19 protein-coding genes and 1 pseudogene are annotated in these 24,299 nt (G+C 60.1%); 11 read left to right on the plus strand and 9 right to left on the minus strand.

Translation table 11 applies throughout. The annotated features are described in order from the left end of the window. The first annotated feature begins 3 nt into the window (after positions 1 to 3). Genes RHM69_RS00135 through RHM69_RS00155 form a run of 5 tightly spaced genes read left to right on the plus strand, consistent with a single transcriptional unit; the run spans position 4 to position 4,590 of the window. Entirely contained in the window at positions 4 to 1,992 is a 1,989-nt protein-coding gene (locus RHM69_RS00135) for a heme lyase CcmF/NrfE family subunit (protein ID WP_014717704.1), read from the plus strand. Beyond that, positions 1,989 to 2,525, plus strand: coding sequence for a DsbE family thiol:disulfide interchange protein (locus RHM69_RS00140; RefSeq protein ID WP_014717705.1), 537 nt, complete (start codon positions 1,989 to 1,991; stop codon positions 2,523 to 2,525). Before RHM69_RS00135 ends, RHM69_RS00140 begins: the two co-directional genes overlap by 4 nt. Beyond that, the gene (locus RHM69_RS00145) at positions 2,522 to 2,995 is read left to right on the plus strand and encodes a cytochrome c-type biogenesis protein (RefSeq protein WP_014717706.1); all 474 of its coding nucleotides are present in this window, start codon (positions 2,522 to 2,524) and stop codon (positions 2,993 to 2,995) included. Before RHM69_RS00140 ends, RHM69_RS00145 begins: the two co-directional genes overlap by 4 nt. Beyond that, positions 2,988 to 4,178 (plus strand): c-type cytochrome biogenesis protein CcmI, encoded by a 1,191-nt coding sequence (gene ccmI, locus RHM69_RS00150; protein WP_014717707.1) that lies wholly within the window; start codon positions 2,988 to 2,990, stop codon positions 4,176 to 4,178. Before RHM69_RS00145 ends, ccmI begins: the two co-directional genes overlap by 8 nt. 16 nt (positions 4,179 to 4,194) lie before the next feature. Continuing rightward, positions 4,195 to 4,590, plus strand: a complete 396-nt coding sequence (locus tag RHM69_RS00155) for a hypothetical protein (protein WP_005786516.1) — start codon at positions 4,195 to 4,197, stop codon at positions 4,588 to 4,590. Positions 4,591 to 5,237: 647 nt separating this feature from the next. Here the strand turns inward: RHM69_RS00155 and RHM69_RS00160 are convergent. After that, a complete protein-coding gene (locus RHM69_RS00160) occupies positions 5,238 to 6,587 on the minus strand; it encodes an MFS transporter (RefSeq protein WP_102666505.1) in 1,350 nt (449 codons plus the stop codon). A gap of 216 nt (positions 6,588 to 6,803) precedes the next feature. On the opposite strand from RHM69_RS00160, the pseudogene RHM69_RS30950 reads away from it, so the two are divergent. The 6 genes and pseudogenes from RHM69_RS30950 to RHM69_RS00185 all read left to right on the plus strand — a co-directional run. Next, a pseudogene (locus RHM69_RS30950) lies at positions 6,804 to 6,901 on the plus strand (hypothetical protein); the annotation flags it as partial. Positions 6,902 to 6,980: 79 nt separating this feature from the next. Beyond that, on the plus strand, positions 6,981 to 7,547 hold the full coding sequence (gene phnN / locus RHM69_RS00165) for a phosphonate metabolism protein/1,5-bisphosphokinase (PRPP-forming) PhnN (protein ID WP_014717708.1): 567 nt from the start codon (positions 6,981 to 6,983) through the stop codon (positions 7,545 to 7,547). A 405-nt stretch (positions 7,548 to 7,952) separates the two neighbouring features. After that, a complete protein-coding gene (locus tag RHM69_RS00170) occupies positions 7,953 to 9,506 on the plus strand; it encodes a M57 family metalloprotease (protein WP_322255450.1) in 1,554 nt (517 codons plus the stop codon). 922 nt (positions 9,507 to 10,428) lie between these two features. Further along, positions 10,429 to 11,478, plus strand: coding sequence for a M10 family metallopeptidase C-terminal domain-containing protein (locus tag RHM69_RS00175; RefSeq protein ID WP_322255452.1), 1,050 nt, complete (start codon positions 10,429 to 10,431; stop codon positions 11,476 to 11,478). Continuing rightward, complete coding sequence (locus tag RHM69_RS00180; RefSeq protein ID WP_322255454.1) at positions 11,429 to 12,946, plus strand: M10 family metallopeptidase C-terminal domain-containing protein; 1,518 nt, start codon at positions 11,429 to 11,431, stop codon at positions 12,944 to 12,946. The genes RHM69_RS00175 and RHM69_RS00180 overlap by 50 nt, the downstream gene beginning before the upstream one ends. A 381-nt stretch (positions 12,947 to 13,327) precedes the next feature. Next, positions 13,328 to 15,118 carry a M10 family metallopeptidase C-terminal domain-containing protein gene (locus RHM69_RS00185; RefSeq protein ID WP_233098571.1) on the plus strand — a complete coding sequence of 597 codons (1,791 nt, stop codon included), beginning with the start codon at positions 13,328 to 13,330 and terminating at the stop codon, positions 15,116 to 15,118. A gap of 118 nt (positions 15,119 to 15,236) precedes the next feature. On the opposite strand, the gene RHM69_RS00190 is transcribed toward RHM69_RS00185, so the two are convergent. The 8 genes from RHM69_RS00190 to hyi form a co-directional block, all read right to left on the minus strand. Beyond that, positions 15,237 to 16,442, minus strand: coding sequence for an MFS transporter (locus tag RHM69_RS00190; RefSeq protein ID WP_014717711.1), 1,206 nt, complete (start codon positions 16,440 to 16,442; stop codon positions 15,237 to 15,239). 251 nt (positions 16,443 to 16,693) lie between these two features. Next, positions 16,694 to 17,695, minus strand: a complete 1,002-nt coding sequence (locus RHM69_RS00195) for a sulfate ABC transporter substrate-binding protein (RefSeq protein ID WP_102667017.1) — start codon at positions 17,693 to 17,695, stop codon at positions 16,694 to 16,696. Between the two features lie 93 nt (positions 17,696 to 17,788). Then, positions 17,789 to 18,613 carry an ion transporter gene (locus RHM69_RS00200; protein WP_102667018.1) on the minus strand — a complete coding sequence of 275 codons (825 nt, stop codon included), beginning with the start codon at positions 18,611 to 18,613 and terminating at the stop codon, positions 17,789 to 17,791. A gap of 31 nt (positions 18,614 to 18,644) precedes the next feature. Further along, positions 18,645 to 19,520 carry an urea transporter gene (locus tag RHM69_RS00205; protein WP_019820387.1) on the minus strand — a complete coding sequence of 292 codons (876 nt, stop codon included), beginning with the start codon at positions 19,518 to 19,520 and terminating at the stop codon, positions 18,645 to 18,647. Between the two features lie 131 nt (positions 19,521 to 19,651). Beyond that, positions 19,652 to 21,067, minus strand: a complete 1,416-nt coding sequence (pyk, locus tag RHM69_RS00210; RefSeq protein ID WP_014717715.1) for a pyruvate kinase — start codon at positions 21,065 to 21,067, stop codon at positions 19,652 to 19,654. Then, the gene (locus RHM69_RS00215) at positions 21,057 to 22,337 is read right to left on the minus strand and encodes a glycerate kinase type-2 family protein (RefSeq protein WP_102667019.1); all 1,281 of its coding nucleotides are present in this window, start codon (positions 22,335 to 22,337) and stop codon (positions 21,057 to 21,059) included. The genes pyk and RHM69_RS00215 overlap by 11 nt, the downstream gene beginning before the upstream one ends. 157 nt (positions 22,338 to 22,494) lie before the next feature. Next, complete coding sequence (locus RHM69_RS00220) at positions 22,495 to 23,385, minus strand: 2-hydroxy-3-oxopropionate reductase (RefSeq protein ID WP_019820390.1); 891 nt, start codon at positions 23,383 to 23,385, stop codon at positions 22,495 to 22,497. A gap of 128 nt (positions 23,386 to 23,513) precedes the next feature. Further along, on the minus strand, positions 23,514 to 24,296 hold the full coding sequence (gene hyi, locus RHM69_RS00225) for a hydroxypyruvate isomerase (protein WP_014717718.1): 783 nt from the start codon (positions 24,294 to 24,296) through the stop codon (positions 23,514 to 23,516). Positions 24,297 to 24,299 lie beyond the last annotated feature (3 nt).

The following is a 24,299-nucleotide window of genomic DNA, read 5'->3' on the forward strand; positions in this document are numbered from 1 at the left end:
GCCATGACGTCCGCACTGTTTATTCCGGAGCTGGGCCAGTTGGCGATGATCCTCGCGCTGTGCTTTGCCGTGGTCCAGGCCGTGGTGCCCTTGCTCGGTGCCTGGCGCGGCGACCGCCTGTGGATGAGCCTGGCGCAGCCTGCCGCCTGGGGCCAGTTTGCCTTCTTGCTGTTCGCCTTTGGTTGCCTGACCTACGCCTTCATGACCGACGATTTTTCCGTCGCCTACGTCGCCAACAATTCCAACAGCGCTTTGCCCTGGTACTACAAGTTCAGCGCCGTGTGGGGCGCCCACGAAGGTTCATTGCTGTTGTGGGCCTTGATCCTCGGCGGCTGGACCTTCGCTGTATCGGTGTTCTCGCGCCAATTGCCGCAAGTGATGCTGGCGCGGGTGCTGGCGGTGATGGGCATGATCAGCATCGGCTTCCTGCTGTTTTTGATCATGACCTCCAACCCGTTCACCCGCATCCTGCCGCAGATCCCGGTGGACGGTCACGACCTCAACCCGTTGCTGCAGGATATCGGCCTGATCGTGCACCCGCCGATGCTCTACATGGGCTATGTGGGCTTTTCTGTGGCCTTCGCGTTCGCCATCGCCGCCTTGCTCGGCGGGCGTCTCGACGCCGCCTGGGCGCGCTGGTCACGGCCATGGACCATCGTCGCCTGGGCCTTCCTCGGTATCGGTATCACCCTGGGCTCGTGGTGGGCCTATTACGAACTTGGCTGGGGCGGCTGGTGGTTCTGGGACCCGGTGGAAAACGCCTCCTTCATGCCGTGGCTGGTGGGTACCGCGCTGATTCACTCCCTGGCCGTCACCGAAAAGCGTGGCGTGTTCAAGAGCTGGACGGTATTGCTCGCCATCGCGGCGTTTTCCCTCAGCCTGCTCGGCACTTTCCTGGTGCGCTCGGGCGTGCTGACCTCGGTGCATGCGTTTGCCTCAGACCCTGAGCGCGGCGTGTTCATCCTGATCTTCCTGCTGTTTGTGGTCGGCGGTTCCCTGACCCTGTTCGCCCTGCGTGCTCCGGTGGTCAAGAGCCACGTCGGTTTCAACCTGTGGTCGCGGGAGACCCTGTTGCTGGGCAATAACCTGGTACTGGTGGTGGCTGCATCGATGATCCTGCTCGGCACCCTCTACCCGCTGGTACTGGATGCCTTGAGCGGCGCCAAGCTGTCCGTGGGGCCGCCGTACTTCAATGCGTTGTTCATCCCGTTGATGGGCCTGTTGATGGTAGTGATGGCGGTCGGCGTGCTGGTGCGCTGGAAAGACACCCCGGTGAAATGGCTGGCGGGCATGCTGATGCCGGTGCTGCTCGGCAGCGTGGCCCTGGCGGTGATCGCCGGGTTTGCCTACGGCGACTTCAATTGGGCGGTACTCGCCACCTTCCTGCTGGCGGCCTGGGTGTTGCTGGCGGGGGCGCGGGACATCGTCGACAAGACGCGCCACAAAGGCCTGATCAAAGGCCTGCCCACTCTGACCCGCAGCTATTGGGGCATGCAGATCGCCCACATTGGTATTGCGGTGTGCGCCCTTGGGGTGGTGCTGTCCAGCCAGAACAGCGCCGAGCGCGACCTGCGCCTGGCGCCGGGCGAGTCCATGGACCTGGCCGGTTACCACTTCATCTTCGAAGGTGCCAAGCACTTTGAAGGGCCGAACTTCACCTCCGACAAAGGCACGGTGCGCGTGGTGCGCAATGGTAAGGAAATCGCCGTGCTGCACCCGGAGAAACGCCTGTACACCGTGCAAAGTTCGATGATGACCGAGGCTGGCATTGACGCAGGTTTCACCCGTGACCTGTATGTGGCCCTCGGTGAACCTCTGGGCGATGGCGCCTGGGCCGTGCGCGTGCATGTCAAACCGTTCGTGCGCTGGATCTGGTTCGGCGGGTTGCTCACCGGGTTCGGCGGGTTGCTCGCAGCGCTGGACCGGCGCTATCGGGTCAAGGTCAAGAGCCGGGTGCGTGAAGCGCTTGGCCTTTCGGGAGCTGCGGTATGAAGCGTTGGTTGATGGTTGTGCCGCTGGCGATGTTCCTGCTGGTGGCGGTGTTCCTGTATCGCGGGTTGTACCTGGACCCGGCCGAGCTGCCTTCGGCGATGATCGGCAAGCCGTTCCCCGCCTTCAACCTGCCAACGGTGCAGGGTGACAAGACCCTGACCCAGGCAGATTTGCAGGGCAAGCCGGCGCTGGTCAACGTGTGGGCCACCTGGTGCATCTCTTGCCGCGTCGAACACCCGGTGCTGAACAAGCTGGCCGAGAAGGGCGTGGTGATCTACGGCATCAACTACAAGGACGACAATGCGGCGGCCGTGAAGTGGTTGGCGGAATTTCATAACCCGTACCAGCTGGATATCCGCGACGAAGACGGCAACCTGGGGTTGAACCTGGGCGTGTACGGCGCGCCGGAAACCTTCTTCATCGATGCCAAGGGTGTGATTCGTGACAAGTTCGTCGGCGTGATCGACGAAACGGTGTGGCGCGAGCAACTGGCCGCCAAGTACCAGGCCCTGGTCGATGAGGCCAAGCCATGAAGCGTTGGTTGACCGCTGCCGTTTTAACCCTGGGCCTGGCCGGCGTGGCCCACGCCGCCATCGACACCTACGAATTTGCCAACGACGCCGAGCGCGAGCGTTTCCGCGACCTGACCAAGGAACTGCGCTGCCCCAAATGCCAGAACCAGGACATCGCCGACTCCAACGCCCCGATCGCCACCGACCTGCGCAGAGAGATTTTCCGCATGCTGGGGGAGGGCAAGGACGACCAGCAGATCATCGACTTCATGGTCGACCGCTACGGTGATTTCGTACGCTACAAACCGGCACTCACCGGCAAGACCGCGCTGCTGTGGTTTGGCCCGGCCGGGCTGCTGCTGGCCGGCGTGGTGGTGATGGCTGTGATCGTGCGTCGGCGCCGTGTCGCACCGATTGATGGCGCCGATGCGCTGTCCCCTGAAGAGCGTAAACGCCTCGACCAATTGCTGGACACCAAGACTGATGATTGATTTCTGGCTCGCAGCCGGTTTGCTGCTACTGATTGCCCTGAGTTTCCTGTTGATCCCTGTGTTGCGTGGCCGTCGTGCCCAGCGTGAAGAGGATCGCACCGCGTTGAACGTGGCGCTGTACCAGGAACGCGTCGCCGAGCTGCAAGCGCAGCAGGACGAAGGTGTGTTGAATACCGCGCAACTCGACACCGGCCGCGCCGAAGCGGCCCGCGAGTTGCTGGCCGACACCGAAGGTGTGGAAAAGCCCCGCGAATCGCGGTTAGGCAAACCGCTGCCGTTTTTGGCGGCGTTTCTGGTGCCTGTGCTGGGCGTGGCGCTGTACCTGCATTATGGGGCGAGCGACAAGGTTGAACTGACCCGTGAGTTTTCCCAACCGCCGGTGTCCATGGCCGACATGACCCGCCGCCTGGAACGCGCCGCCGCCGCGCAACCGGATTCGGCAGAAGGTTTGTACTTCCTTGGGCGCGCCTATATGGCCCAGGACCGTGCCGCCGATGCCGCCAAAGTCTTTGAACGTACGGTTGCGTTGGCCGGGCGCCAACCGGAACTGCTCGGCCAATGGGCCCAGGCGCAGTACTTTGCCGACAACAAACAATGGTCGCCTCAGGTTCAGGCGCTGACCGACGAAGCCTTGAAGCTCGACCCCAAGGAAGTCACCAGCCTTGGCCTGTTGGGTATCGCTGCCTTTGAGGGCCAGCGTTATCAGGAAGCCATCGACTACTGGAACCGCCTGCTCGCGCAACTGCCGCCAGAGGACAATTCCCGTGTCGCCTTGCAAGGCGGAATTGACCGCGCAGCAGAGAAGCTCAAGGAGAGCGGTGGCAGCCTGGCTCAGGCGCCCAAGGCGCTGCTGACCGTGCGGGTGGACGTATCTGCCGAGGTGAAAGCCAAGGCCCTGCCAGGCGACAGCGTGTTCATCTTCGCCCGCGCCGTAAACGGCCCCCCGGCGCCCTTGGCGGCCAAGCGTGTAACCGTCGACGCATTGCCGGTCACCGTCGAACTGGGCGATGCCGACGCGATGATGCCGCAGTTGAAACTGTCCAACTTCCCCGAAGTCCAACTGGTTGCGCGCATATCCCGGGCCGGCCAACCGACCGCTGGCGAATGGATCGGCCGCAGCCAACCGTTGGCCAGCAGCACCAATGCGCTGCAGCAATTGACCATCGACACTCCGGACCAGTAATTCTGAGGACACACCCATGACCGCATTTGCACGCATCACCCTGCTCAGCCTGGTACTGGGCCTGAGCGCCTGTGCGGTCCACCGCCCACCTGCGGCGCCGACCGGCCCGACTATTCCACCGTCTGGCCCCTCGACCCAGCCGAGCACCAAACCATCTGGCCCGGTGACGCCGCCGCCCAAGCCTCTGCCAAGCAAATCCCCGACCTTCGCCCCACCGCCGGGCGCCGCCAGCCACTGGGACGGCAAGATGCAGGTGTACGTGCTGGATGACCAGCCTGACACCTTCTACCGCCAGCGCACCTACTACCGCTGGAGCAACGGCTGGAGCCGGTCCATCAGCCCCAACGGGCCATGGGAAGAAACCAACGTGCAGGGCGTGCCGCCGGGGCTGAGCAAGCAGTACGCGCAATGACAAAAGGCGACCGTGTTCAGGTCGCCTTTTTTATTTCCGATTTGAAATGCTCTCCACTGTGGGAGCGGGCTTGCCTGCGATGACTATAGGTATCTACACAACTTTGTAGATTGTAGCCGCCGTTGGGCGGAACCCTAAGTGGCTGTTACCTCAATAACGGATATGTACTCGGTCTGGATCCAACATATTGGTCGGCTGCCAAGCCGCCTTCGCAGGCAAGCCAGCTCCCACATTTGGATCGCAGCGCTTCAGTTGGCCCAGCGTCGGCTGTCAAGCCGTCACGGGAGCAAGCTCCCTCGCATCGCCCTATAGTTGGGCGGCAGCTTGCCTGACAGCCGACACCTGACCAATTGTGGGAGCTGGCTTGCCTGCCATGACGGCCTGCCAGCCGATACCTATCTACCTGACGCCCCGCAATCCAAGTGTGGGAGCGGGCTTGCTCGCGAAGGCGGCCTGACAGTCGATCGGGATGTTGGATCTAACCCGGCGTCCTGTCGGGTTACCCCCGCACTCAAGATGTACTTGGTTCGTCCGCCCGCACCCACTTCACACCGGCGCAGTCTCCTGGCCTTTCAATGTGCGCCTGGCGATGACAATGGCCAGCACCGCCAAGCTGAAGGTGGCCCAGACCATCAGTTGAGTCCCTCCTACAAATGCCTGTATAGCGTTGCCCATGACTTCACTGGCCTGGTCGTGCGCCAGGGTGGCCGAGATTGCGTGGCGCCTGCCAAGGTTTCGCTTGCCAGTTGCATTTGCATAGCGCTCAAGAAGTCCGGTAGGTGCAGCGTGCCACGGTAGTACGCCGTCACCAGGCCACCGAGCACGGTGGTGCCGAGTACTACGCCGACTTCATAGGCCGTCTCGCTGATGGCTGACGCGGCGCCGGCTTTGTTGGCTGGGGCGGCCGACAGGATCACGTCGTTAGAGACGGTAGCAATGGCGCCGACGCCAATGTTCAACAAGGCAAACGCAACCACGATCACCGTCAAACTGCTACCGAGGCTGGCCACCAGCAAAAACGCGCCGGCGGTGAAGGCCAGCAAGATGGGAATCAGGACATTGACCGAGACGCGCTGGGCGACCGGGACGATCAGGATCCCCACCACAATTGCCATGAGTTGGCCCGGTATCAGCGCCAGGCTGGCGTTCAAGGGCGACATGCCCAGGACGATTTGCAGCAACTGAGTGGCAAAGAACACGAAGCCGATCAGGAAGGCCAGGCTCATCAGGTTAATGGTCACCGAGCCGCTGAACGTCTTGTTGTGAAACAGGCTCAGGTCCATCAAGGGGGTAGGGAGGCGCAACTGACGGCGTACGAATTGCCAGCCGCTCACGATTGCAACGGCCAATACCGCCAGTGCCCAGGCGTCCGGCCCTTCACTGGCGACATGCTTGATGCTGTACACCAGCGCACTGAGGGCGACCATCGAGAGCGCAATGCTGATGACATCCATCGGCCCCGACGCGTCCGGCTCGGACTCAGGCAGCAGCCAGAGGCCGAGGATCAACAGAGGCACCAGCACCGGTACGGCCAGGAGAAAAATCGACCCCCAACTGAAGAACTCCAGCAATATGCCGCCGACCAACGGCCCAAGCGCAGAACCGACGGTCAAGGTGGTTGCCCAGATCGCCACGGCCAGGCGACGCTCTTCCCGGTCCTCGAACACTGAGCGAATCAGCGCCAGCGTTGACGGCATCAACATCGCCCCGAAAACCCCCATGCATGCGCGTCCCACGACCAGCTGCGTGGCGGTGCTGGAATAAGCGGTCATCACCGACACCAGGGTAAACCCCAGTGAGCCGATCAGCAGGAGTTTGCGATGGCCTTTGCGATCCCCCAGGCTACCCATGGAAATGAGCAATCCTGCCAGCATGGGCGGCGGCATGACCTCCGCCACGATGTCCAGGTCTACCGAAGATTGGGCCAAGGCCATGCCGAAGCCGAGAATGGCTGCATGGGGCAATGCCTGACACAGGGCCATCAATTCATTCGGCACATGCACACTCCCTGAACGGCACGCGCCTACTACAATTACGTCGAACGCTATGTTCTAGATTCTTGTTTAAACTGTCAGCTGTAGGATGAAAAACATTCCCATGTAGGAACGTGCTGAGCTTTCTATAGATTGTGAGTAGGGGCGACCATTGAGCATTTGTTTCATGTTGTATCGTTGTTACAAATTTACATACTCACTCCAATAAGTCCGGAAAGCCTGGTGCACGTGCCGAGCGTGGTGCGCGGTGGGTCACACTCGGGTAATGTGGCCGCCGCCGGCCTGCAAGGGCAGGTTGGCTGGAAATACTTTCCAGCCCTGACGATGGCTTGACGCGCCGAATGCTGACACCGGGGCGCCGGTACAGGTCTGGAGACAAGCGAAGAGGGTGTTTTGATGGCGGGCAGGTTGATCTATCTCATCGGGCCATCGGGGTCGGGCAAGGACAGCCTGCTGGACGCCGCGCGCCCACGCCTGGTCGAGCGTGGGTGTCGCCTGGTGCGGCGGGTAATCACACGGTCAGCGGAGGCGGTGGGCGAAGCGGCGCAAGGCGTGAGCCCCGAGCAGTTTGCGGCGATGGAGGCCGAGGGTGCATTTGCCTTGAGCTGGCAGGCTAATGGCTTGTCCTACGGCATCTCCAAGGACATCGACGATTGGCTGGCCGCCGGCGACGATGTTTTGGTCAACGGCTCCCGTGCCCACCTGGCGCAGACCCGCGAGCGTTATCCGACCTTGCTGGTATTGCTGCTGACGGTGGACCAAGCGGTGTTGCGCCAACGTCTGATTGCGCGTGGGCGGGAGTCGTTGGCGGATATCGAGCAACGCCTGGCGCGCAATGCGCGGTTCACTGCCGAATTGATCGCAGGTCACGGCGCGGGTTTGTTCGTGTTGGATAATTCCGGCCCATTGGCGCACACCGTTGAACGCTTGCTGTGCTGCCTGGACCACCGGCATTGCGTATGAGCCTGACCCAAGTCCCGGTAGGTTAGGACAACCCCGTCATGTAGTGCTTGATGAGGCCAGGTCTCAGATAAAACCCTGGCACTGAGCTTATTTCTTTCTGATGTGTTTGAGTGGGTTGCTGAATGTTTGAAGTTTAACTGTCGACCCGATTAAATTAACGCTTTGCGCGTTTTTACGTCTGTAGTATCAGGGTTTTAGCGTGATTGATAAGGGGCGGCTGTGCTGCGCTGAATAAACTGTGTGCGGATTTTTTGCGGTCGTGTTTATAGGGTTTTCTTGCAAAGAATTAGCGATGGTGAAGGCGTTTTCAATATGGGAGCTTTATCGGGCTGACTACGGAACAGTCGGCATCGATAACTCCTGTACATGGACGATTCATTTCACTGTTCAGAGTAGTAAAGTGCCATGCATATCCCAGTTAGACAGTCTTTCCAGTCGCATCCCCCTGAGACATTGAACTCCAATTTTTCACCTGATGAGAAGCAAGTTATTCGTTGGGCCAATAATAAAAAATCTTTCACCACGGACCAGGCGGCGAAACATATTACGCGCAGTAATGCGAAGTTTAAGGACAGTAATAGAGATGGAAAAGTTGTGGTGGGGTTTAACTTTTCCGGGGGGTTCAATGCGGCGCAGAAAGAGCGAGCCAGGCAAGCCCTTCAATACTGGGCGGATATCGCCAATATCGAATTTGTTGAAAATGGCTCAAACACCGATGGCAAGATCACTATCAAGGGGACTGGCGGATCGGGAGGCTGGGCAACCTTTCCGTTCGGTCAGCATGCAAAAGTCCAGGCCAATATAGGCACTTCGGGTGGGCAGAACCCGACCATGGGCAGCCACTTTCTGGGTTTGTTGATCCATGAACTGGGGCATACCCTGGGGCTCAGTCATCCAGGTGAATACAATGGCCAGGGCTTCAACTACGAGCGCAGTGCCGAATATGCACAGGACACCAAGGCACGCAGTGTCATGAGCTATTGGGCCGAGACCCATCAACCGGGGCACAAGTTTGCCGGCCGCAGCCCGGCGGCACCGATGATGGACGATGTCGCGGCAGCACAGCGGCTCTATGGCGCCAATACGAAGACCCGCAATACCGACACTACCTATGGCTTCAATTCCAATGCCGGTCGCGAGGTCTACAGCCTCAAGCAGGGGAGTGACAAGCCGATTTTTACCGTCTGGGATGGCGGCGGTAACGATACGCTCGATTTCTCCGGGTTTACCCAGAACCAAACCATCAACCTCAAGGCTGAGGCGTTTTCGGACGTGGGAGGCTTGCGCGGGAACGTATCGATTGCCAAGGGCGTCATTGTCGAAAATGCCATCGGCGGTGCCGGCAACGATACCTTGACGGGAAACGAGGGCAACAATCGCCTTACGGGCGGCAAGGGTGCCGATAAGTTGCACGGCGGTGCAGGGGCAGACACGTTTGTGTATCACCGCATCGGCGATTCGACACCGCAGAACCCAGACGTTATTCAGGACTTCCAAAGCGGGCTCGACAAGATCGACCTCACCGGCGTTCTCCAGGAGGCAGGGTTCAAGTCGTTGAATTTCGTTGATAAATTCGGCACAAAAGTGGGAGATGCCGTGCTCGGTCATGACTCGAAGACTGGCCGTTCCACGTTGGCTGTGGATACAACGGGGAACGGCACGGCGGATCTGATGATCGCCAGCCAAAGCCAGATCAAGCAGACGGATGTGATCTGGAACGGTGAGGCGCCGACTGTCACACCGACGCCTGGGCCCACTGTTGTCCCTGTGTCGGAACCCGTTCCCAGTCCCATTTCGGAGCCGACTGACTCCAAGCCTGATCCCAAGCCTGACCCTGACCCACAGCCAGAGCCGAGGCCAAGCCCCGGCCCGGCGCCCCGGCCGGGGAGAAGGTTTATCCAGAAAGTTTTTTCATCGTTCAAGGGGTTTGTAAATAAGGTGCGGTCGATATTCCGGTGAGTCCGGTGGCTATTGGCTAGTCCCTTGATCAGCCCAGAGCATGCCATCGCAGCGTCTGACCAACAACACGCGTACCTTTCACCGCCTTGAGCTTGCAGCTTTTCCTGACGGTGATTGCCTGGGAATGCCAGCCCCTGCAACCCAACGATTGCGCTTGCACCTTTGTGCCGTAGCGCCGCTCTCCCGGTTACCTCTGTCCAGGCTTGGACGCGCGCATCACCGCGTTCAAGCCTGCCTGCCGTACGTTTTCTCCCTTCAGCCGTGTCCTTTGCAGCGAGCTATCAGCGCTCGGTGATCGTTCTGCTTCGTCGCTTCATAGGGCGCCTGCAAGGCTCTGCTCAACCGTCGAACACTCCCGTTGAGGCACACACTGGCCGTATTGCAGTGCGTTTTTCATGTTTCAGTTTTGGAGCGTCAGCCGGATCGGTTGTTGCAGTACATTCAATGACCGTCCTCGGCCAGACTAAAGCCGTTGTATGAGCACTGCAGGTTTTTTCTTTCAATACGAACTCTGCTATTCGTCTGTGCATTGGGTTGTTGTGTAGGACGGGTTAAAAGTTGCCAGTCGGGTATAGGTTTTTGGGCGATTGGGGTGTTGTCTGATTGTGAATAACGCTTTGCAATAAAAATTATGTAAAGTGTGTTTGTGAGGTTTAATGTTCATGCAAAACAAAGAGTTATCATGTTTGCGGTTAAAGTGCTATCTGTTCTGGGGTTTCGGAAGTTTTCAAGTATAAGATTAAAGTGTTTTTAAATTTTAGAGTGTGTCGAGTTGAATTATTTCACCGCTGGTGTACGGCAAGGGAGTGTGCGAATTTAACGCTGTGCCGATAACTACTGCTGCTCTTGGTGGGCGGGAATCGGTATCTCGAACGTGCTGATGTTACAGCCTCGAGTCTGATTTTTATGAGGACGTTGGTTTATGAGAGTGCCAGGACCATCCACACCTAATATTGTTATACCCAAGGAACCAGCTCTTAATAGCAGTATCAGCCCAGAAAGCGCTGCCGGGGCCTATACACGCAATAGTAAAAAGCCGGTGTTTACTACGGAACAGGCGGGAAAACACATCACCCGCAACGGTTTCAAGGTTCATGATAATAATGGTGACGGCAAAATTACCTTGTCCGTTCGCGTCTCCAAGGGCTTTACCCCGCAGCAGGCAGAGCAGGTCAGGCAGGCACTGCAATCCTGGCAGGATGTCGCTAACGTTACATTTACTGAAAAACCGCAACATTCAGACGGTCATGTTGATATCAGTGAAATGCCCGGAACACCGGGGGGAGTGGCCTCACTGCCTGATAAGTTCATGACTCGAACCTTCGTAAATATTGGAACGGCGAATGCGGGGGCGAACCCTCCACTGGGTCATTATTTTCGCGGAGTGCTTATCCATGAAATAGGTCATTCAATCGGCCTGGAACACCCGGGGCGTTATGATGGTTTTGGTAACTATGGGCGTGACGCAGTCTATGCAGGGGATACTCGAGCGCGTTCGGTGATGAGTTACTATTCAGAAAAAAACCAGCCAGGCCACGACTTCAAATTGTTGAACCCTTCTGCGCCGATGATGGATGACATCTCGGCTGTCCAGAAACTGTATGGGCCGAATACCAATACGCGCAATACCGATACAACCTATGGGTTTAATTCCAATACGAACCGTGAAGCGCTTAGTTTGAAGTCGCCAAATGACAACCCTGTTTTTTGTGTGTGGGATGGTGGTGGGAAAGACACGTTGGATTTCTCTGGGTATTCACAGCCTCAGAAAATCAATCTCAATGCCGAGTCTTTTTCGGATGTCGGTGCGTTGAAGGGTAATGTCTCCATAGCCAAGGGCGTCACACTGGAAAACGCGGTGGGCGGCAAGGGAGATGACGCTCTCATAGGTAACCAGGTCGCCAATCGTCTCAAAGGGGGCGGTGGAGCAGACCGGTTGTCAGGGGAGGGGGGCAGACACTTTTGTCTATGACCATGCCAATGATTCCACGCCGGATAACCCCGATGTAATTCTGGATTTTGAAAGTGGTGCAGACAAAATTGACGTCTCCGGGGCTTTGAAAAGGGCCAATCTCAGTGCGCTTAAATTCGTTGATCGCTTAACGGGTCAACCCGGCCAGGCTGTGATGAGTTACAGCGAGGGCAGTAATGAGGGAAGTCTGGCCCTGGACCTGACGGGCAACGGCAAGGCTGACCTGTTCGTAAAAAGCATCGGCCGGATAAACGCGGGTGATGTCGTGGCACACGGCGATACCCCTACGCCAAACCCTGAACCGAAAGACCCCAAGCCTGCGCCGCGGCCTCAATTCGACGAGCCCAAAACCAAGCCTGAGCCCAAACCGAAGGAGCCAAAGCCTGAGGAGCCCAGGCCAAGTCCAGACCGCTGTGAGCCGAAGCCACAGCCAGACCCTTGTGAGCCGAAGCCAAGTCCAGACCGCTGTGAGCCGAAGCCACAGCCAGACCCTTGTGAGCCGAAGCCAAGTCCAGACCGCTGTGAGCCGAAGCCACAGCCAGACCCTTGTGAGCCGAAGCCAAGTCCAGACCGCTGTGAGCCGAAGCCACAGCCAGACCCTTGTGAGCCGAAGCCAAGTCCAGACCGCTGTGAGCCGAAGCCACAGCCAGACCCTTGTGAGCCGAAGCCAAGTCCGGACCGCTGTGAGCCGAAGCCACAGCCAGACCCTTGTGAGCCGAAGCCAAGTCCGGACCGCTGTGAGCCGAAGCCACGGCCAGAGCCTTGTGAGCCGACGCCACGTCCAGACCTGTGTGAGCCAAAGCCGCGCCCGTCCCCGCGTGAACCCAGGCCACGGCCTGAGACCCGCGAGCCGACGCCACGTCCAGACCCGTGGGAGCCAACGCCACGCCCGAAGCCGCGTGACCCTCGGCCACGCCCGGAGACCCGCGAGCCGACGCCACGTCCAGCCCCGTGGAAGCCCACGCCACGCCCGCACCCGCGTGACCCTTGGCCACGCCCGGAGACCCGCGAACCGACGCCACGTCCAGACCCGTGGGAGCCAACGCCACGCCCGAAGCCGCGTGACCCCCGGCCACGCCCGGAGACCCGCGAGCCGACACCACGTCCAGACCCGTGTGAGCCAACGCCGCGCCCGAAGCCGCGTGACCCCCGGCCACGCCCGGAGACCCGCGAGCCGACACCACGTCCAGACCCGTGTGAGCCCATGCCGCGCCCGTCCCCGCGTGACCCCAGGCCACGGCCTGAGCCCCGCGAGCCGACACCACGTCCGGCCCCGTGTGAGCCCATGCCGCGCCCGAACCCGCGTGAGCCCCGGCCATGGCCGGTGACCCGCGAGCCGACGCCTCGTCCAGATCCCTGTGATCCGCAACCGGATCCTTGCGAGCCGAGAGCTGCCAGTCGAAACGATCAGTCGGCGTATTCAGCGCGGTCTTGGAACGGGCGCCATTCACCGGCAGCCGCACGCTGAATACGTTCAAGTAGCGTGCTGCTTTTATAAGTAAAAAAGTCGCGCTGATTGCTCGATTTAAATCGAGTCTGTTGCAAAATCAAATCATGTATTACGCAGTGTATAAGTGCAAACAATCAGCAATGGCTTGATGTTCGTCAGTAAAGCGGGTGCTGTGATACTTATATAAAGATTGGTTTGTCGGGTAATTAATTTTCTTGGGTTGTGAATGGTTGAATGGGTGGGCGGTTATGCACGGACTGGCCGTAGCGGCTCGGAAGGGGAGGTTGATCGACTTAAAGATTTGAATGGCTATTAATGAAGTTGGATGTCTAGGAATTCACCGGTGACTTACGTGTGAAGTGTTGTGTTGTTGTTTTTAACTAACTGAGAAACGTGATTATGATCAATGCAAATACACCCGCTGCAAATTATTATGTGCCCACACCGAACGCGGCCCCTCAGCCGTCTCAGGTGCTACGTTCTGGCAATCCAGCTGAAAGTGAGGCTGCCAGTTTCCTTCATCGCGACGCGAACTTAGCAGCCGACAAACAAGCCTCAACAAACTCTCAATTGCTTAATCTTTCTGCTCCGCTGATAGGGGCACGCACTCATCAGCAGCGAATGTATGGATTGAGTCTAAACTCGGGGCTGCTTCGACTTGGAGACATCCATTCCGGCAACGTGGTGACGGCCCGTTGCTATCCGATGGCAGAGGAAAATACCAAACCCACTCCTGAGCCCCGGCCAAACGGCGGTACCAAGCCGGCAGCCGATCAGCCCCAGCCAAACGGCGGTACCAAGGGGGCAACAGATCAGTCTCAGCCAAACGGCGTTACCAAGCCGGCAGCCGATCAGCCCCGGCCAAACGGCGGTACCAAGCCGATAGCCGATCAGCCTCGGCCAAGTGGCTACACCACGCCAGTAAGTGATAGGCCCAAGCCCAACATCGACACCACGCCAGTCGGTGGTAAGCCCAAACCCAGCGTCGACACCCTGCCAGTCGTTGATAAGCCCAAACCCAGCGTCGACACCATGCCAGTCGTTGATAAGCCCAAGCCCAACGTCGGCACCCTGCCAGTCGTTGATAAGCCCAAGCCCAACGTCGGCACCCTGCCAGTCGTTGATAAGTCCAAGCCCAACGTCGACACCCTGCCAGTCGTTGATAAGCCCAAGCCCAACGTCGGCACCCTGCCAGTCGTTGATAAGGCCAAGCCCAACGTCGGCACCCTGCCAGTCGTTGATAAGCCCAAGCCCAACATCGACACCATGTCAGTCGTTGATAAGGCCAAGCCCAACGTCGGCACCCTGCCAGTCGTTGATAAGGCCAAGCCCAACGTCGGCACCCTGCCAGTCGTTGATAAGCCCAAGCCCAACATCGACACCCTGCCAGTCGTTGATAAGCCCAAGCCCAACATCGACACCATGTCAGTCGTTGATAAGCCCAAGCCCAACGTCGACACCCTGCCAGTCGTTGATAAGCCCAAGCTCAACGTCGACACCCTGCCAGTCGTTGATAAACCCAAGCAACCCCGTGACACCAGAACCGATGACACCACCTATGGATTCAACTCGAATACTGGCAAGGCGGAAACGACCCTGACGTCCGCGGCTGATAAGCCAGACTTCAACGTATGGGATGAGCGTGGGAACGATACCTTTGATTTCTCTGGCTTCAAGCAGGATCAAATCATCAACTTGCGCGGTGGTTCGTTTTCCAGCGTGGGGGGGATGAAGGAAAACGTCAGGATCGGCGAGAAGACGGTGATCGAAAATGCTGTGGGGGGCCATGGTAACGATCGCATCATCGGTAACAGTGCGGATAATGTGCTCACCGGTGGCGCGGGGGCCGATACGTTGGTGGGCGGCGGCGGTTGGAACACCTTCAAGTTCAACGCCTTTAGCGATTCAACCCGTGCCAATGCCGACTTGTTGTTGGACTTCAACACGGGGCAGGACAAGATCGACCTGTCGCAAATGGTGCTCGACGGCAAGGTAGCGTTGAACTTCGTCGAGAACTATACGGGGGCGGCAGGCGACACCATCATCAAGTTTAATCCGCAAACGGGACGTTACTTGCTGGCGGTCGACCTGGATGGCGATGGCAAGACCGACTTCCTGATCAAAAGCACCCGAATGATCAGTCCAGAAGATGTCATCGGGCTCAACATCAAAGAGGGCAGTTATCTCTAATGCCTTGATCGCGCGCCTTTGACGGGCGCCACTGCTGGAAGCAAGGCGGGGGCGGGACTTACTCACGTGTTGATTAAGTCCCGCCCTTTTGTGCGTTTTGAAGTGGCGCACGGGCTCGTCAGGATGCTTGGACGGTGGCCAACGCGGCTTTACGTGCAACGCTCATGAAACGCAACAACGCAACCAGCGCAAATGCACTGCCCACCAGCATGACGGCCAACCAGCCGCCATGTTCATACACGCTGCTGGCAATCGCTGAACCGAACGCACCGCCGATAAAAATGCTGGTCATGTACAGCGCGTTCAGGCGGCTGCGGCTGTTGGCATCGAGGGCGTAGATGGCGCGCTGGCCGAGGACCATATTCATCTGCACGCAGAAGTCCAGAACCACACCGGTGACTGCCAGGCCGATCACGCTGTAAAGCGGGTGTACCAACGCCGGCAGGAAACTCAGCGCGCCAAACAGCATCGCCAGCAACGAGGCGCGGTGGGTATGGCCTGCGTCGGCCAGGCGACCGGCCATGGGCGCGGCGATGGCGCCAAGTGCACCGACCAGGGCAAACAGTGCGATCTCGCTTTGGCTCAGGCCGTGGTTACGCGCCAGTTCCAGTGGTACGGCAGTCCAGAACAGGCTGAAGGCGGCGAACATGCAACCCTGGTAGAACGCCCGCTGGCGCAACAGCGGTTGTTCACGCAACAGGGTGCCCAGGGAGCGCAGCAACTGGCCATAGCTGGCACTGTGATCGGGTTGGCGCTTGGGGATTGTCAGCATCAGCACCACGCTGATGAACGCCATCAGTGCGGCGGCCGCCATGAACATCGCACGCCAGCCGAAGTGATCGGCCACCACGCTCGACACCGGCCGTGCCAGCAGGATGCCCAGCAGCAGGCCGCCCATGATGCTGCCGACCACCCGCCCACGGGACTCGGCCGGCGCCAGGTGTGCGGCCAGCGGAATCAGGATCTGCACCGAGACGGAACTGAAACCGATCAGCAGCGACACCAGCAGGAACAGGTTCGGCTGTTCGATAAACGCCGCACCCAGCAGGCTGGCGATCGCCACGACGGTGGTGGCGATCATCAGCTTGCGGTTTTCCAGCAGGTCGCCCAGAGGCACCAGGAAAAACAGGCCCAGGGCATAGCCGATTTGCGTGAGGGAAACGATCAGGCTGGCCATTGCCGGCGTCAGGCCAATGTCCGGGGCAATCAGCTCGATGATCGGTTGCGCGTAGTAGATGTTGGCGACAATGGCGCCGCAGCAAAACGCGAACAGCATGACCATGCCCCGGGTCATGGTGCCTGCAGCGTGAGAGGTTGCGTTCATGGTGTACTCATAAAGGCGAAGGACGATGGCGTGAGAGAGTAAAGACAAGGCTCGCAAGTGAGTAGGCTGCTTGTGGTGATATCACTTATGCCGGCTGATGATACATTCAGACACATCTGCCCTACGCAAAAAAGTGGGAGCTGGCTTGCCTGCGATGGCGGTGCACCAGTCACCAGAAATATGACTGATAGATCGCTTTCGCAGGCAAGCCAGCTCCCACAGGTTTGACCGAGTTGATTCAGTCAGATGGATTATTGGCCAGAGTAGATCTGGTCAAACACCCCGCCATCATTGAAATGGGTCTTTTGCACTGTGCGCCAGTCGCCGAAGGTCTTCTCCACCGACAGGAAGTCCACCTTGGGGAACCGGTCGGTGTACTTGGCCAGCACCTTAGGGTCCCGTGGGCGCAGGTAATTGTTGGCCGCAATTTCCTGGCCTTCGGGCGACCACAGATACTTGAGGTAGTCCTCAGCCACCGCACGAGTGCCTTTTTTCTCGACCACTTTATCCACCACCGACACCGGCGGTTCGGCTTCGGCGGAGACGCTTGGGTAGACCACTTCGAACTGATCACGGCCAAACTCACGGGCGATCATTTCCGCTTCGTTTTCAAAGGTCACCAACACGTCGCCAATCTGGTTGGTCATGAAGGTGGTGGTGGCGGCGCGGCCACCGGTGTCCAGCACGGGCGCTTGCTTGAATAACTTTCCAACGAAGGTCTTGGCCTTGTCTTCATCGCCGCCGTTCTTCAACACGTAGCCCCAGGCCGACAGGTAGGTGTAGCGGCCGTTGCCCGAGGTCTTCGGGTTGGGCACGATCACTTGCACGCCATCCTTGAGCAGGTCGGGCCAGTCTTTCAACGCCTTGGGGTTGCCTTTGCGCACGATAAAGACTGTGGCTGAGGTGAATGGCGCACTGTTATTCGGCAGGCGTGTCACCCAGTTGTCCGGCACCAGCTTGCCGTTGTCGACCAGGGCATTGATGTCGGTGGCCATGTTCATGGTGATCACGTCGGCGGGCAGGCCGTCGATCACCGAGCGCGCCTGTTTGCTGGAGCCGCCGAAGGACATCTGCAACGTCAGCTTGTCGTCCGGGTGCTCGGCTGCCCAATGCTTCTGGAAGGCGGCGTTGTAGTCCTTGTAGAAATCGCGCATCACGTCGTAGGAGACGTTGAGCAGGGTGGTCGCTGCCTGGGCGGAGCCCGCCAGGGCCATGCCGGCGGCCAGTAGGGAGGCGCTGAGGATTTTTTTCACTGCTCATTCCTTGTTGTTCGAGAAGAGGGAGGCAATTTGCCAGCGACTATAGCCGGGCCTTCATAGAGCTTTAAAGATTAAAAAGAACTTTGCTTATTCCAGTTTGCGAAACAGATTGCTGCCACAGCGCGCACAAAACGCGGCGTTGGGTTCATGGCTGTCCTTCTTGCACACTGGGCAGTCGGTATGCAGCTGTTCGCCGCGCATGGCACTGGCCAGTTCAGCGGTAAAAATACCCGTCGGCACGGCGATGATCGAGTAACCGGTGATCATCACCAGCGATGAAATAACCTGGCCCAGGGGCGTCTTGGGCACGATATCGCCGAAGCCCACGGTGGTCAGGGTGACGATCGCCCAGTAGATGCCCTTGGGAATACTGGTAAAGCCATGTTCCGGGCCTTCGATCACGTACATCAAGGTGCCGAACACCGTCACCAGGGTGCACACGCTGACCAGGAACACCACGATCTTCTGCTTGCTGCCGCGCAGCGCCGCCATCAGGTAGTTGGCCTGCTTGAGATACGGGCTGAGCTTGAGCACGCGGAAGATGCGCAGCATGCGGATGATGCGGATGATCAGCAGATACTGGGCGTCGCTGTAGTACAGCGCGAGGATGCCGGGGACGATGGCGAGCAGGTCCACCAAGCCATAAAAGCTGAAGGCATAGCGCAGCGGCTTGGGCGAGCAATACAGGCGCAGGCCGTACTCGATGGCGAAGATCAGCGTGAAACCCCACTCGATATAGGCCAGCACGTCGGCGTAGTTCTGGTGAATTGTGTCGATGCTGTCGAGCATCACGATCACCAGGCTGGCGAGGATGATCAGCAGCAGGATGCCGTCAAAGCGCCGCCCGGCGACGGTGTCGCTTTGGAACACCATGATGTAGAGGCGCTGGCGCCAGTCGTTGTCGCTGTCCATAAACCCTGCCTGAAACGAATATCGAGCAAGCCTAGGGCGATTCGTACGGGCTGTCCATGTGAGGCTTGTGCAGCATTCGCTGACCGGCGCGCACCAGCCAGCACGCGAGGATAAACGGCGCGGTCAGCGCGGGCAGGTGCAGGGCGGCGAAGCCTGGGGTGAGCAGGATGGCCAGGCCGATACCCAGCAGTGGCAACCAAGGCTGGCGACGCGACGAGCACAGAGCCAGGGCGGCCAGCGCGGGGTTATAGCTGTGCAGGCCGAGCAGAGCGCCAGTGGCGTCGTTCAACCACAGGCCGGCCAGCATGCCGAGAGTGGCGCCGCCCAAGGCCCACGCGACGGCGCGACGGTCGGCCAGCAGCAAGCCCAAGGCGATCAGCACCCCCGCCAGGGGCTGGTCCAGCAGCATGATTTGCCCAAGGCCGGTGAAGGGCGCGGCCAGTATAGCGACAGTGTCGGGCTCGCTCAGCGCAAGGGTGTTCTGCGGGACCTGGCCGAGCAGCAACCAGCCCAGCCCAACAAAGGGCGCGGTGTACGCTGGCAAATCCAGGGGTTGGGTCGCGTGTTTCAACCAGTGCCGGGTGAGGATGGCACTCAAGCCGCCGCACGCCAGGATCAGCGGCGGCACCAGCGCCGACCAGGCAAAGTGCAGGCTGATCAACAGGCCCAGCAATACGCCGTTGTAGCTATACAGCCCGGCCTGGCGCTCGGCCTTGGGATACCCCCGGCGCTGGGCCGTGAGCAACCCCGCGACACCTCCCAGCAAGGCACCGCCGAGCAACGCCGGGGCGCCGATCAGGATCGCCAGCAGGCACAGCAGGCCGCACAGCGGGTGGCGCTGCAGGAAGATTTGGCTGAAGCCGTTGAGCAGGGCTTCGGCCCAGTCGGGGCAGGTTGGGTTGTGCATTTGGGTTGAGTCAATAAGACCGAGTTGCCCTCCTCGCAGGCAAGCCAGCTCCCACATTTGATTGATGTTCGACATGCAAACTCGATCAAATGTGGGAGCCGGGCTTGCCCGCGATGAGGCCCTGACAGGCGCTAAATCAGCGTCTCTATACGCAGCGAATTGGTGGACCCCGGCTGCCCGAACGGCACCCCTGCGGTAATCACCAAGGTATCGCCACGCTGCGCCATGCCCTGGGCCTGGGCAATTTCCAGCGCGGTGGAACACACCTCATCCACCTGGCGCAGCCGATCATTGACTACCGAGTGCACGCCCCATGCCACGCTCAGGCGTCGCGCCGTGGACAGGTTGGGCGTGAGGTTGAGAATCGGCGCCACGGGCCGTTCCCGCGCCGCACGCAAGCTGGAACTGCCGGACTCGCTGTAGTTCACCAGCACCGCTACCGGCAGGATGCTGCTGATGCGGCGGATCGCGCAGCTGATGGCGTCCGACACCGTGGCATCTGCCTTGGGCCGGCTGACATCCAACTGTGCCTGGTAGTCTGGGCCGTTTTCCACCTGGCGGATGATCTTGCTCATCATCTGCACCGCTTCCAGCGGGTACTCGCCCGAGGCGGTTTCCGCCGACAGCATCACCGCGTCCGCACCTTCAGCCACCGCATTGGCGACATCGGTGACTTCGGCGCGGGTGGGTGCTGGCGAGAAGCGCATGGATTCGAGCATCTGCGTGGCCACCACCACCGGCTTACCCAGTTGGCGGCAGGTGCTGATGATGTCTTTCTGGATCTGCGGCACGCTCTCGGCCGGCACTTCCACGCCCAAATCACCCCGGGCCACCATGATCGCGTCGCTCAGTTCGGCGATTTCGCGCAGCCGTTGCACCGCTGACGGCTTTTCGATCTTGGCCATCAAAAACGCCTTATCACCAATCAGCTCGCGGGCTTCGCGGATGTCTTCCGGGCGCTGCACAAACGACAGCGCCACCCAGTCCACACCCAGCTCCAGGCCGAAGCTCAGGTCGCGGCGGTCCTTGGCGGTGAGTGGGCTCAGTTCCAACAGCGCTTGTGGGACGTTCACACCTTTACGGTCAGACAGTTCGCCGCCATTGAGCACGGTGGTGTCGATGGCGTCGGCATGCTTGGTGATCACGCGCAGGCGCAGCTTGCCGTCGTCGAGCAGCAGGTCCATGCCCGGCTCCAGGGCCGCGATGATTTCCGGGTGGGGCAGGTTGACCCGGCGTTGGTCCCCCAAAGTTTCATCCAGGTCCAGGCGCAGGGCCTGGCCGCGTACGAGCTGCACCTTGCCTTCGGCAAAGCGTCCCACCCGCAGCTTCGGCCCTTGCAGGTCCATGAGGATACCGAGCGGGTAGTTGAGCTGGCGCTCGACCTGGCGAATCCACTGGTAGCGCTGGGCATGGTCGGCGTGGTCACCGTGGCTGAAGTTGAGGCGGAAGATATTTACCCCGGCCTCCACCAGCTCGCGGATGTCATCGATACCGTCGGTGGCCGGGCCCAGGGTGGCGAGGATTTTGACCTTCTTGTCAGGCGTCATGGTTGGCAGTCTCAAGGATCAGGATGGCGCGGAAGTCGTTGACGTTGGTGCGCGTCGGCTCGGTGACGATCAAGTCGCCCAGGGCGGCGAAATAGCCGTAGCCGTTGTTGTTGTCCAGCTCATCACTGGCCGACAGGCCCAGGGCTTCGGCACGGCGGTAGCTGCAGGGGGTCATGATCGCGCCGGCGTTGTCTTCAGAACCGTCGATGCCATCGGTATCGCCGGCCAGGGCGTACACGCCGGGCAGGCCCTTGAGGCTGTCGGTGAGGCTCAAGAGGAATTCCGCGTTGCGCCCGCCACGGCCGTCGCCGCGTACGGTGACGGTGGTTTCGCCCCCCGAAAGGATCACGCACGGCGCCGCCAGTGGCTGGCCGTGCTGCACGATCTGGCGGGCGATGCCGGCGTGTACCTTGGCCACATCGCGGGCTTCGCCTTCCAGATCACCGAGGATCAGCGGGCTGAAACCGGCCTGGCGCACTTTTACTGCTACCGCTTCCAGGGATTGCTGCGGGCGGGCGATCAATTGGAAGTGGCTGCGGGCAAGCACCGGGTCGTCGGGCTTGACGGTTTCCGAGGCCGGGTTCTGCAACCAACTGCGCACCGAAGCGGGGGCGTCGATGTGGTAACGCTTGAGGATCGCCAGGGCCTGTTGTGAGGTGCTCGGGTCACCGACGGTCGGGCCCGAGGCAATCACCGTGGCCTGGTCGCCCGGTACATCGGAGATCGCGTAGGTGTACACCGTGGCCGGCCACGCAGCCTTGGCCAACCGACCGCCCTTGATCGCCGAGAGGTGCTTGCGCACGCAATTCATCTCGCCAATGGTGGCGCCGGATTTAAGCAGGGCTTTGTTGATGGCTTGCTTGTCCGCCAGGGTGATGCCCTCGGCGGGCAGGGCGAGTAGTGCCGAGCCACCGCCGGAGAGCAGGAAGATCACGCGGTCGTCTTCACCCAGATGGCTGATCAGTTCCAGCACGCGCTGGGCCACGGCCAGGCCGGCCGCATCCGGCACCGGATGGGCGGCTTCGACCACTTCGATTTTTTTGCATGGCGCGCCATGGCCGTAGCGGGTGACCACCAGGCCCGAGACCTCGCCCTGCCAACAGTCTTCGACGACCAGTGCCATGGCGGCCGCGGCTTTGCCGGCTCCGATCACGATCACACGGCCACTGCGGTCGGCAGGCAGGTAGGGTTCAAGGACTTGCCGGGGGTGGGCGGCGTCGATGGCTGTGGCAAACAGCTCGCGAAGCAGGTGTTGCGGATCGACCGACATAAGCGGGCTCCCGGGGGATTCTTGTTATTAGAGGTGCAGCGATCGTTCCCACGCTCTGCGTGGGAATGCAGTCCGGGACGCTCTGCGCCCAAAGCGTGACGCGGAGCGTCACAAGAGGCATTCCCACGCGGAGCGTGGGAACGATCAGCGGTGTGGGTTATTTTTCGCGAATCGAGAAGTTCGCCATATGCTCCAGGCCCTTGATCAGCGCCGAGTGGTCCCAGTTGCCGCCGCCAATTGCCGTGCAGGTGCTGAACACTTGCTGGGTGCCGGCGGTGTTCGGCAGGTTGATCCCCAGTTCCTTGGCACCGGCCAGCGCCAGGTTCAGGTCCTTCTGGTGCAGGTTGATGCGGAAACCCGGATCGAAGGTGCCCTTGATCATGCGCTCGCCGTGCACTTCCAGGATCTTCGACGATGCAAAGCCACCCATCAGCGCTTCACGCACTTTGGCCGGGTCGGCGCCGTTTTTGGAGGCGAACAACAACGCTTCGGCCACCGCCTGGATGTTCAGCGCGACGATGATCTGGTTGGCCACCTTGGCGGTCTGGCCATCGCCATTGCCGCCTACCAGGGTGATGTTTTTGCCCATGCTCTGGAACAGCGGCAACGCGCGTTCGAACGTCTGCGGTTCGCCGCCGACCATGATGCTCAAGGTGCCGGCCTTGGCACCGACTTCACCACCGGACACCGGTGCGTCCAGGTACTGCGCGCCGGCCTGGTTGACCTTGGCGGCGAATGCTTTGGTCGCAGTAGGGGAGATCGAGCTCATGTCGATCACCACCTTGTTCGGTGACAGGCCCGCAGCTACGCCGTCGGCGCGAAACAGCACGTCATCGACTTGAGGGGTGTCGGGCACCATGACGATGATGAACTCGGCTTCCTGGGCCACTTGTTGCGGGTTGGCCAGCGCCACGGCGCCGGCGCTGATCAGTTCAGCCGGAGCCTTGCCGTGATGTTCGGAGAGAAACAGTTGATGGCCTGCTTTCTGCAGGTTGGCGGCCATGGGTTGGCCCATGATGCCGGTGCCGATGAATCCGATTTTAGCCATGATCAAAATCCTCGTTTAATGTGGGAGCTGGCTTGCCTGCGATGGCATCACCTGGGTATGCCTGATACAGCGAGGTGTCCGCATCGCTGGCAAGCCAGCTCCCACAGTGTTTTGTGTTGTGTCAGTTGTCAGATGGCGTTATGGGTTTTGAGCCAGCCCAAACCCGCCTCGGTAGTGGTCAACGGCTTGTACTCACAGCCGACCCAACCCGCGTAACCAATGCGGTCCAGATGCTCGAACAGGAAGCGGTAGTTGATCTCACCGGTACCTGGCTCGTTGCGCCCTGGGTTGTCCGCCAGTTGGATGTGGTTGATCTCGCCCAGGTGCGCCGCCATGGTCCGCGCCAGGTCGCCTTCCATGATTTGCATGTGGTAGATGTCGTATTGCAGGAACAGGTTGGCGCTGCCCACTTGCTCGCGAATCGACAGGGCCTGCGCCGTGTTGTTGAGGTAGAAGCCCGGAATGTCGCGGGTGTTGATCATCTCCATCACCAGCTTGATACCCGCCGCCTGCAGCTTCTCGGCGGCGTACTTGAGGTTGGCGACGAAGGTCTTTTCTACGGTCTCGTCATCAACGCCTTGTGGCCGGATACCCGCCAGGCAGTTGACCTGGGTGTTGCCCAAGACCTGGGCATAGGCGATCGCCAGTTTGACCCCGGCACGGAACTCCTCGACCCGGTCCGGGTGGCAAGCCAGGCCGCGCTCGCCCTTGGCCCAGTCACCGGCTGGCAGGTTGAACAGCACCTGGGTCAGGCCGTTGGCGTCCAGCTGCGCCTTGATATCGGCAGAGCTGAATTCATACGGGAACAGGTACTCCACGCCCTGGAAACCGGCATCGGCAGCCGCTTTGAAGCGGGCAAGGAAATCCTGTTCGGTAAACAACATGGACAGGTTGGCAGCAAAGCGCGGCATAGG

The sequence above is a fragment of the Pseudomonas sp. CCI1.1 genome, assembly GCF_034348165.1.
Classification (GTDB): Bacteria; Pseudomonadota; Gammaproteobacteria; order Pseudomonadales; family Pseudomonadaceae; genus Aquipseudomonas; species Aquipseudomonas paracarnis.

Excerpts from the sequence above, each read along its gene's own strand:
- RHM69_RS00135 (WP_014717704.1), top strand. The coding sequence starts at position 4 with ATGACGTCCGCACTGTTTATTCCGGAGCTGGGCCAGTTGGCGATGATC.
- RHM69_RS00140 (WP_014717705.1), top strand. The coding sequence starts at position 1,989 with ATGAAGCGTTGGTTGATGGTTGTGCCGCTGGCGATGTTCCTGCTGGTG.
- RHM69_RS00145 (WP_014717706.1), top strand. The coding sequence starts at position 2,522 with ATGAAGCGTTGGTTGACCGCTGCCGTTTTAACCCTGGGCCTGGCCGGC.
- ccmI (WP_014717707.1), top strand. The coding sequence starts at position 2,988 with ATGATTGATTTCTGGCTCGCAGCCGGTTTGCTGCTACTGATTGCCCTG.
- RHM69_RS00155 (WP_005786516.1), top strand. The coding sequence starts at position 4,195 with ATGACCGCATTTGCACGCATCACCCTGCTCAGCCTGGTACTGGGCCTG.
- phnN (WP_014717708.1), top strand. The coding sequence starts at position 6,981 with ATGGCGGGCAGGTTGATCTATCTCATCGGGCCATCGGGGTCGGGCAAG.
- RHM69_RS00170 (WP_322255450.1), top strand. The coding sequence starts at position 7,953 with ATGCATATCCCAGTTAGACAGTCTTTCCAGTCGCATCCCCCTGAGACA.
- RHM69_RS00175 (WP_322255452.1), top strand. The coding sequence starts at position 10,429 with ATGAGAGTGCCAGGACCATCCACACCTAATATTGTTATACCCAAGGAA.
- RHM69_RS00185 (WP_233098571.1), top strand. The coding sequence starts at position 13,328 with ATGATCAATGCAAATACACCCGCTGCAAATTATTATGTGCCCACACCG.
- RHM69_RS00190 (WP_014717711.1), bottom strand. The coding sequence starts at position 16,442 with ATGAACGCAACCTCTCACGCTGCAGGCACCATGACCCGGGGCATGGTC.
- RHM69_RS00200 (WP_102667018.1), bottom strand. The coding sequence starts at position 18,613 with ATGGACAGCGACAACGACTGGCGCCAGCGCCTCTACATCATGGTGTTC.
- RHM69_RS00205 (WP_019820387.1), bottom strand. The coding sequence starts at position 19,520 with ATGCACAACCCAACCTGCCCCGACTGGGCCGAAGCCCTGCTCAACGGC.
- pyk (WP_014717715.1), bottom strand. The coding sequence starts at position 21,067 with ATGACGCCTGACAAGAAGGTCAAAATCCTCGCCACCCTGGGCCCGGCC.
- RHM69_RS00215 (WP_102667019.1), bottom strand. The coding sequence starts at position 22,337 with ATGTCGGTCGATCCGCAACACCTGCTTCGCGAGCTGTTTGCCACAGCC.
- RHM69_RS00220 (WP_019820390.1), bottom strand. The coding sequence starts at position 23,385 with ATGGCTAAAATCGGATTCATCGGCACCGGCATCATGGGCCAACCCATG.
- hyi (WP_014717718.1), bottom strand. The coding sequence starts at position 24,296 with ATGCCGCGCTTTGCTGCCAACCTGTCCATGTTGTTTACCGAACAGGAT.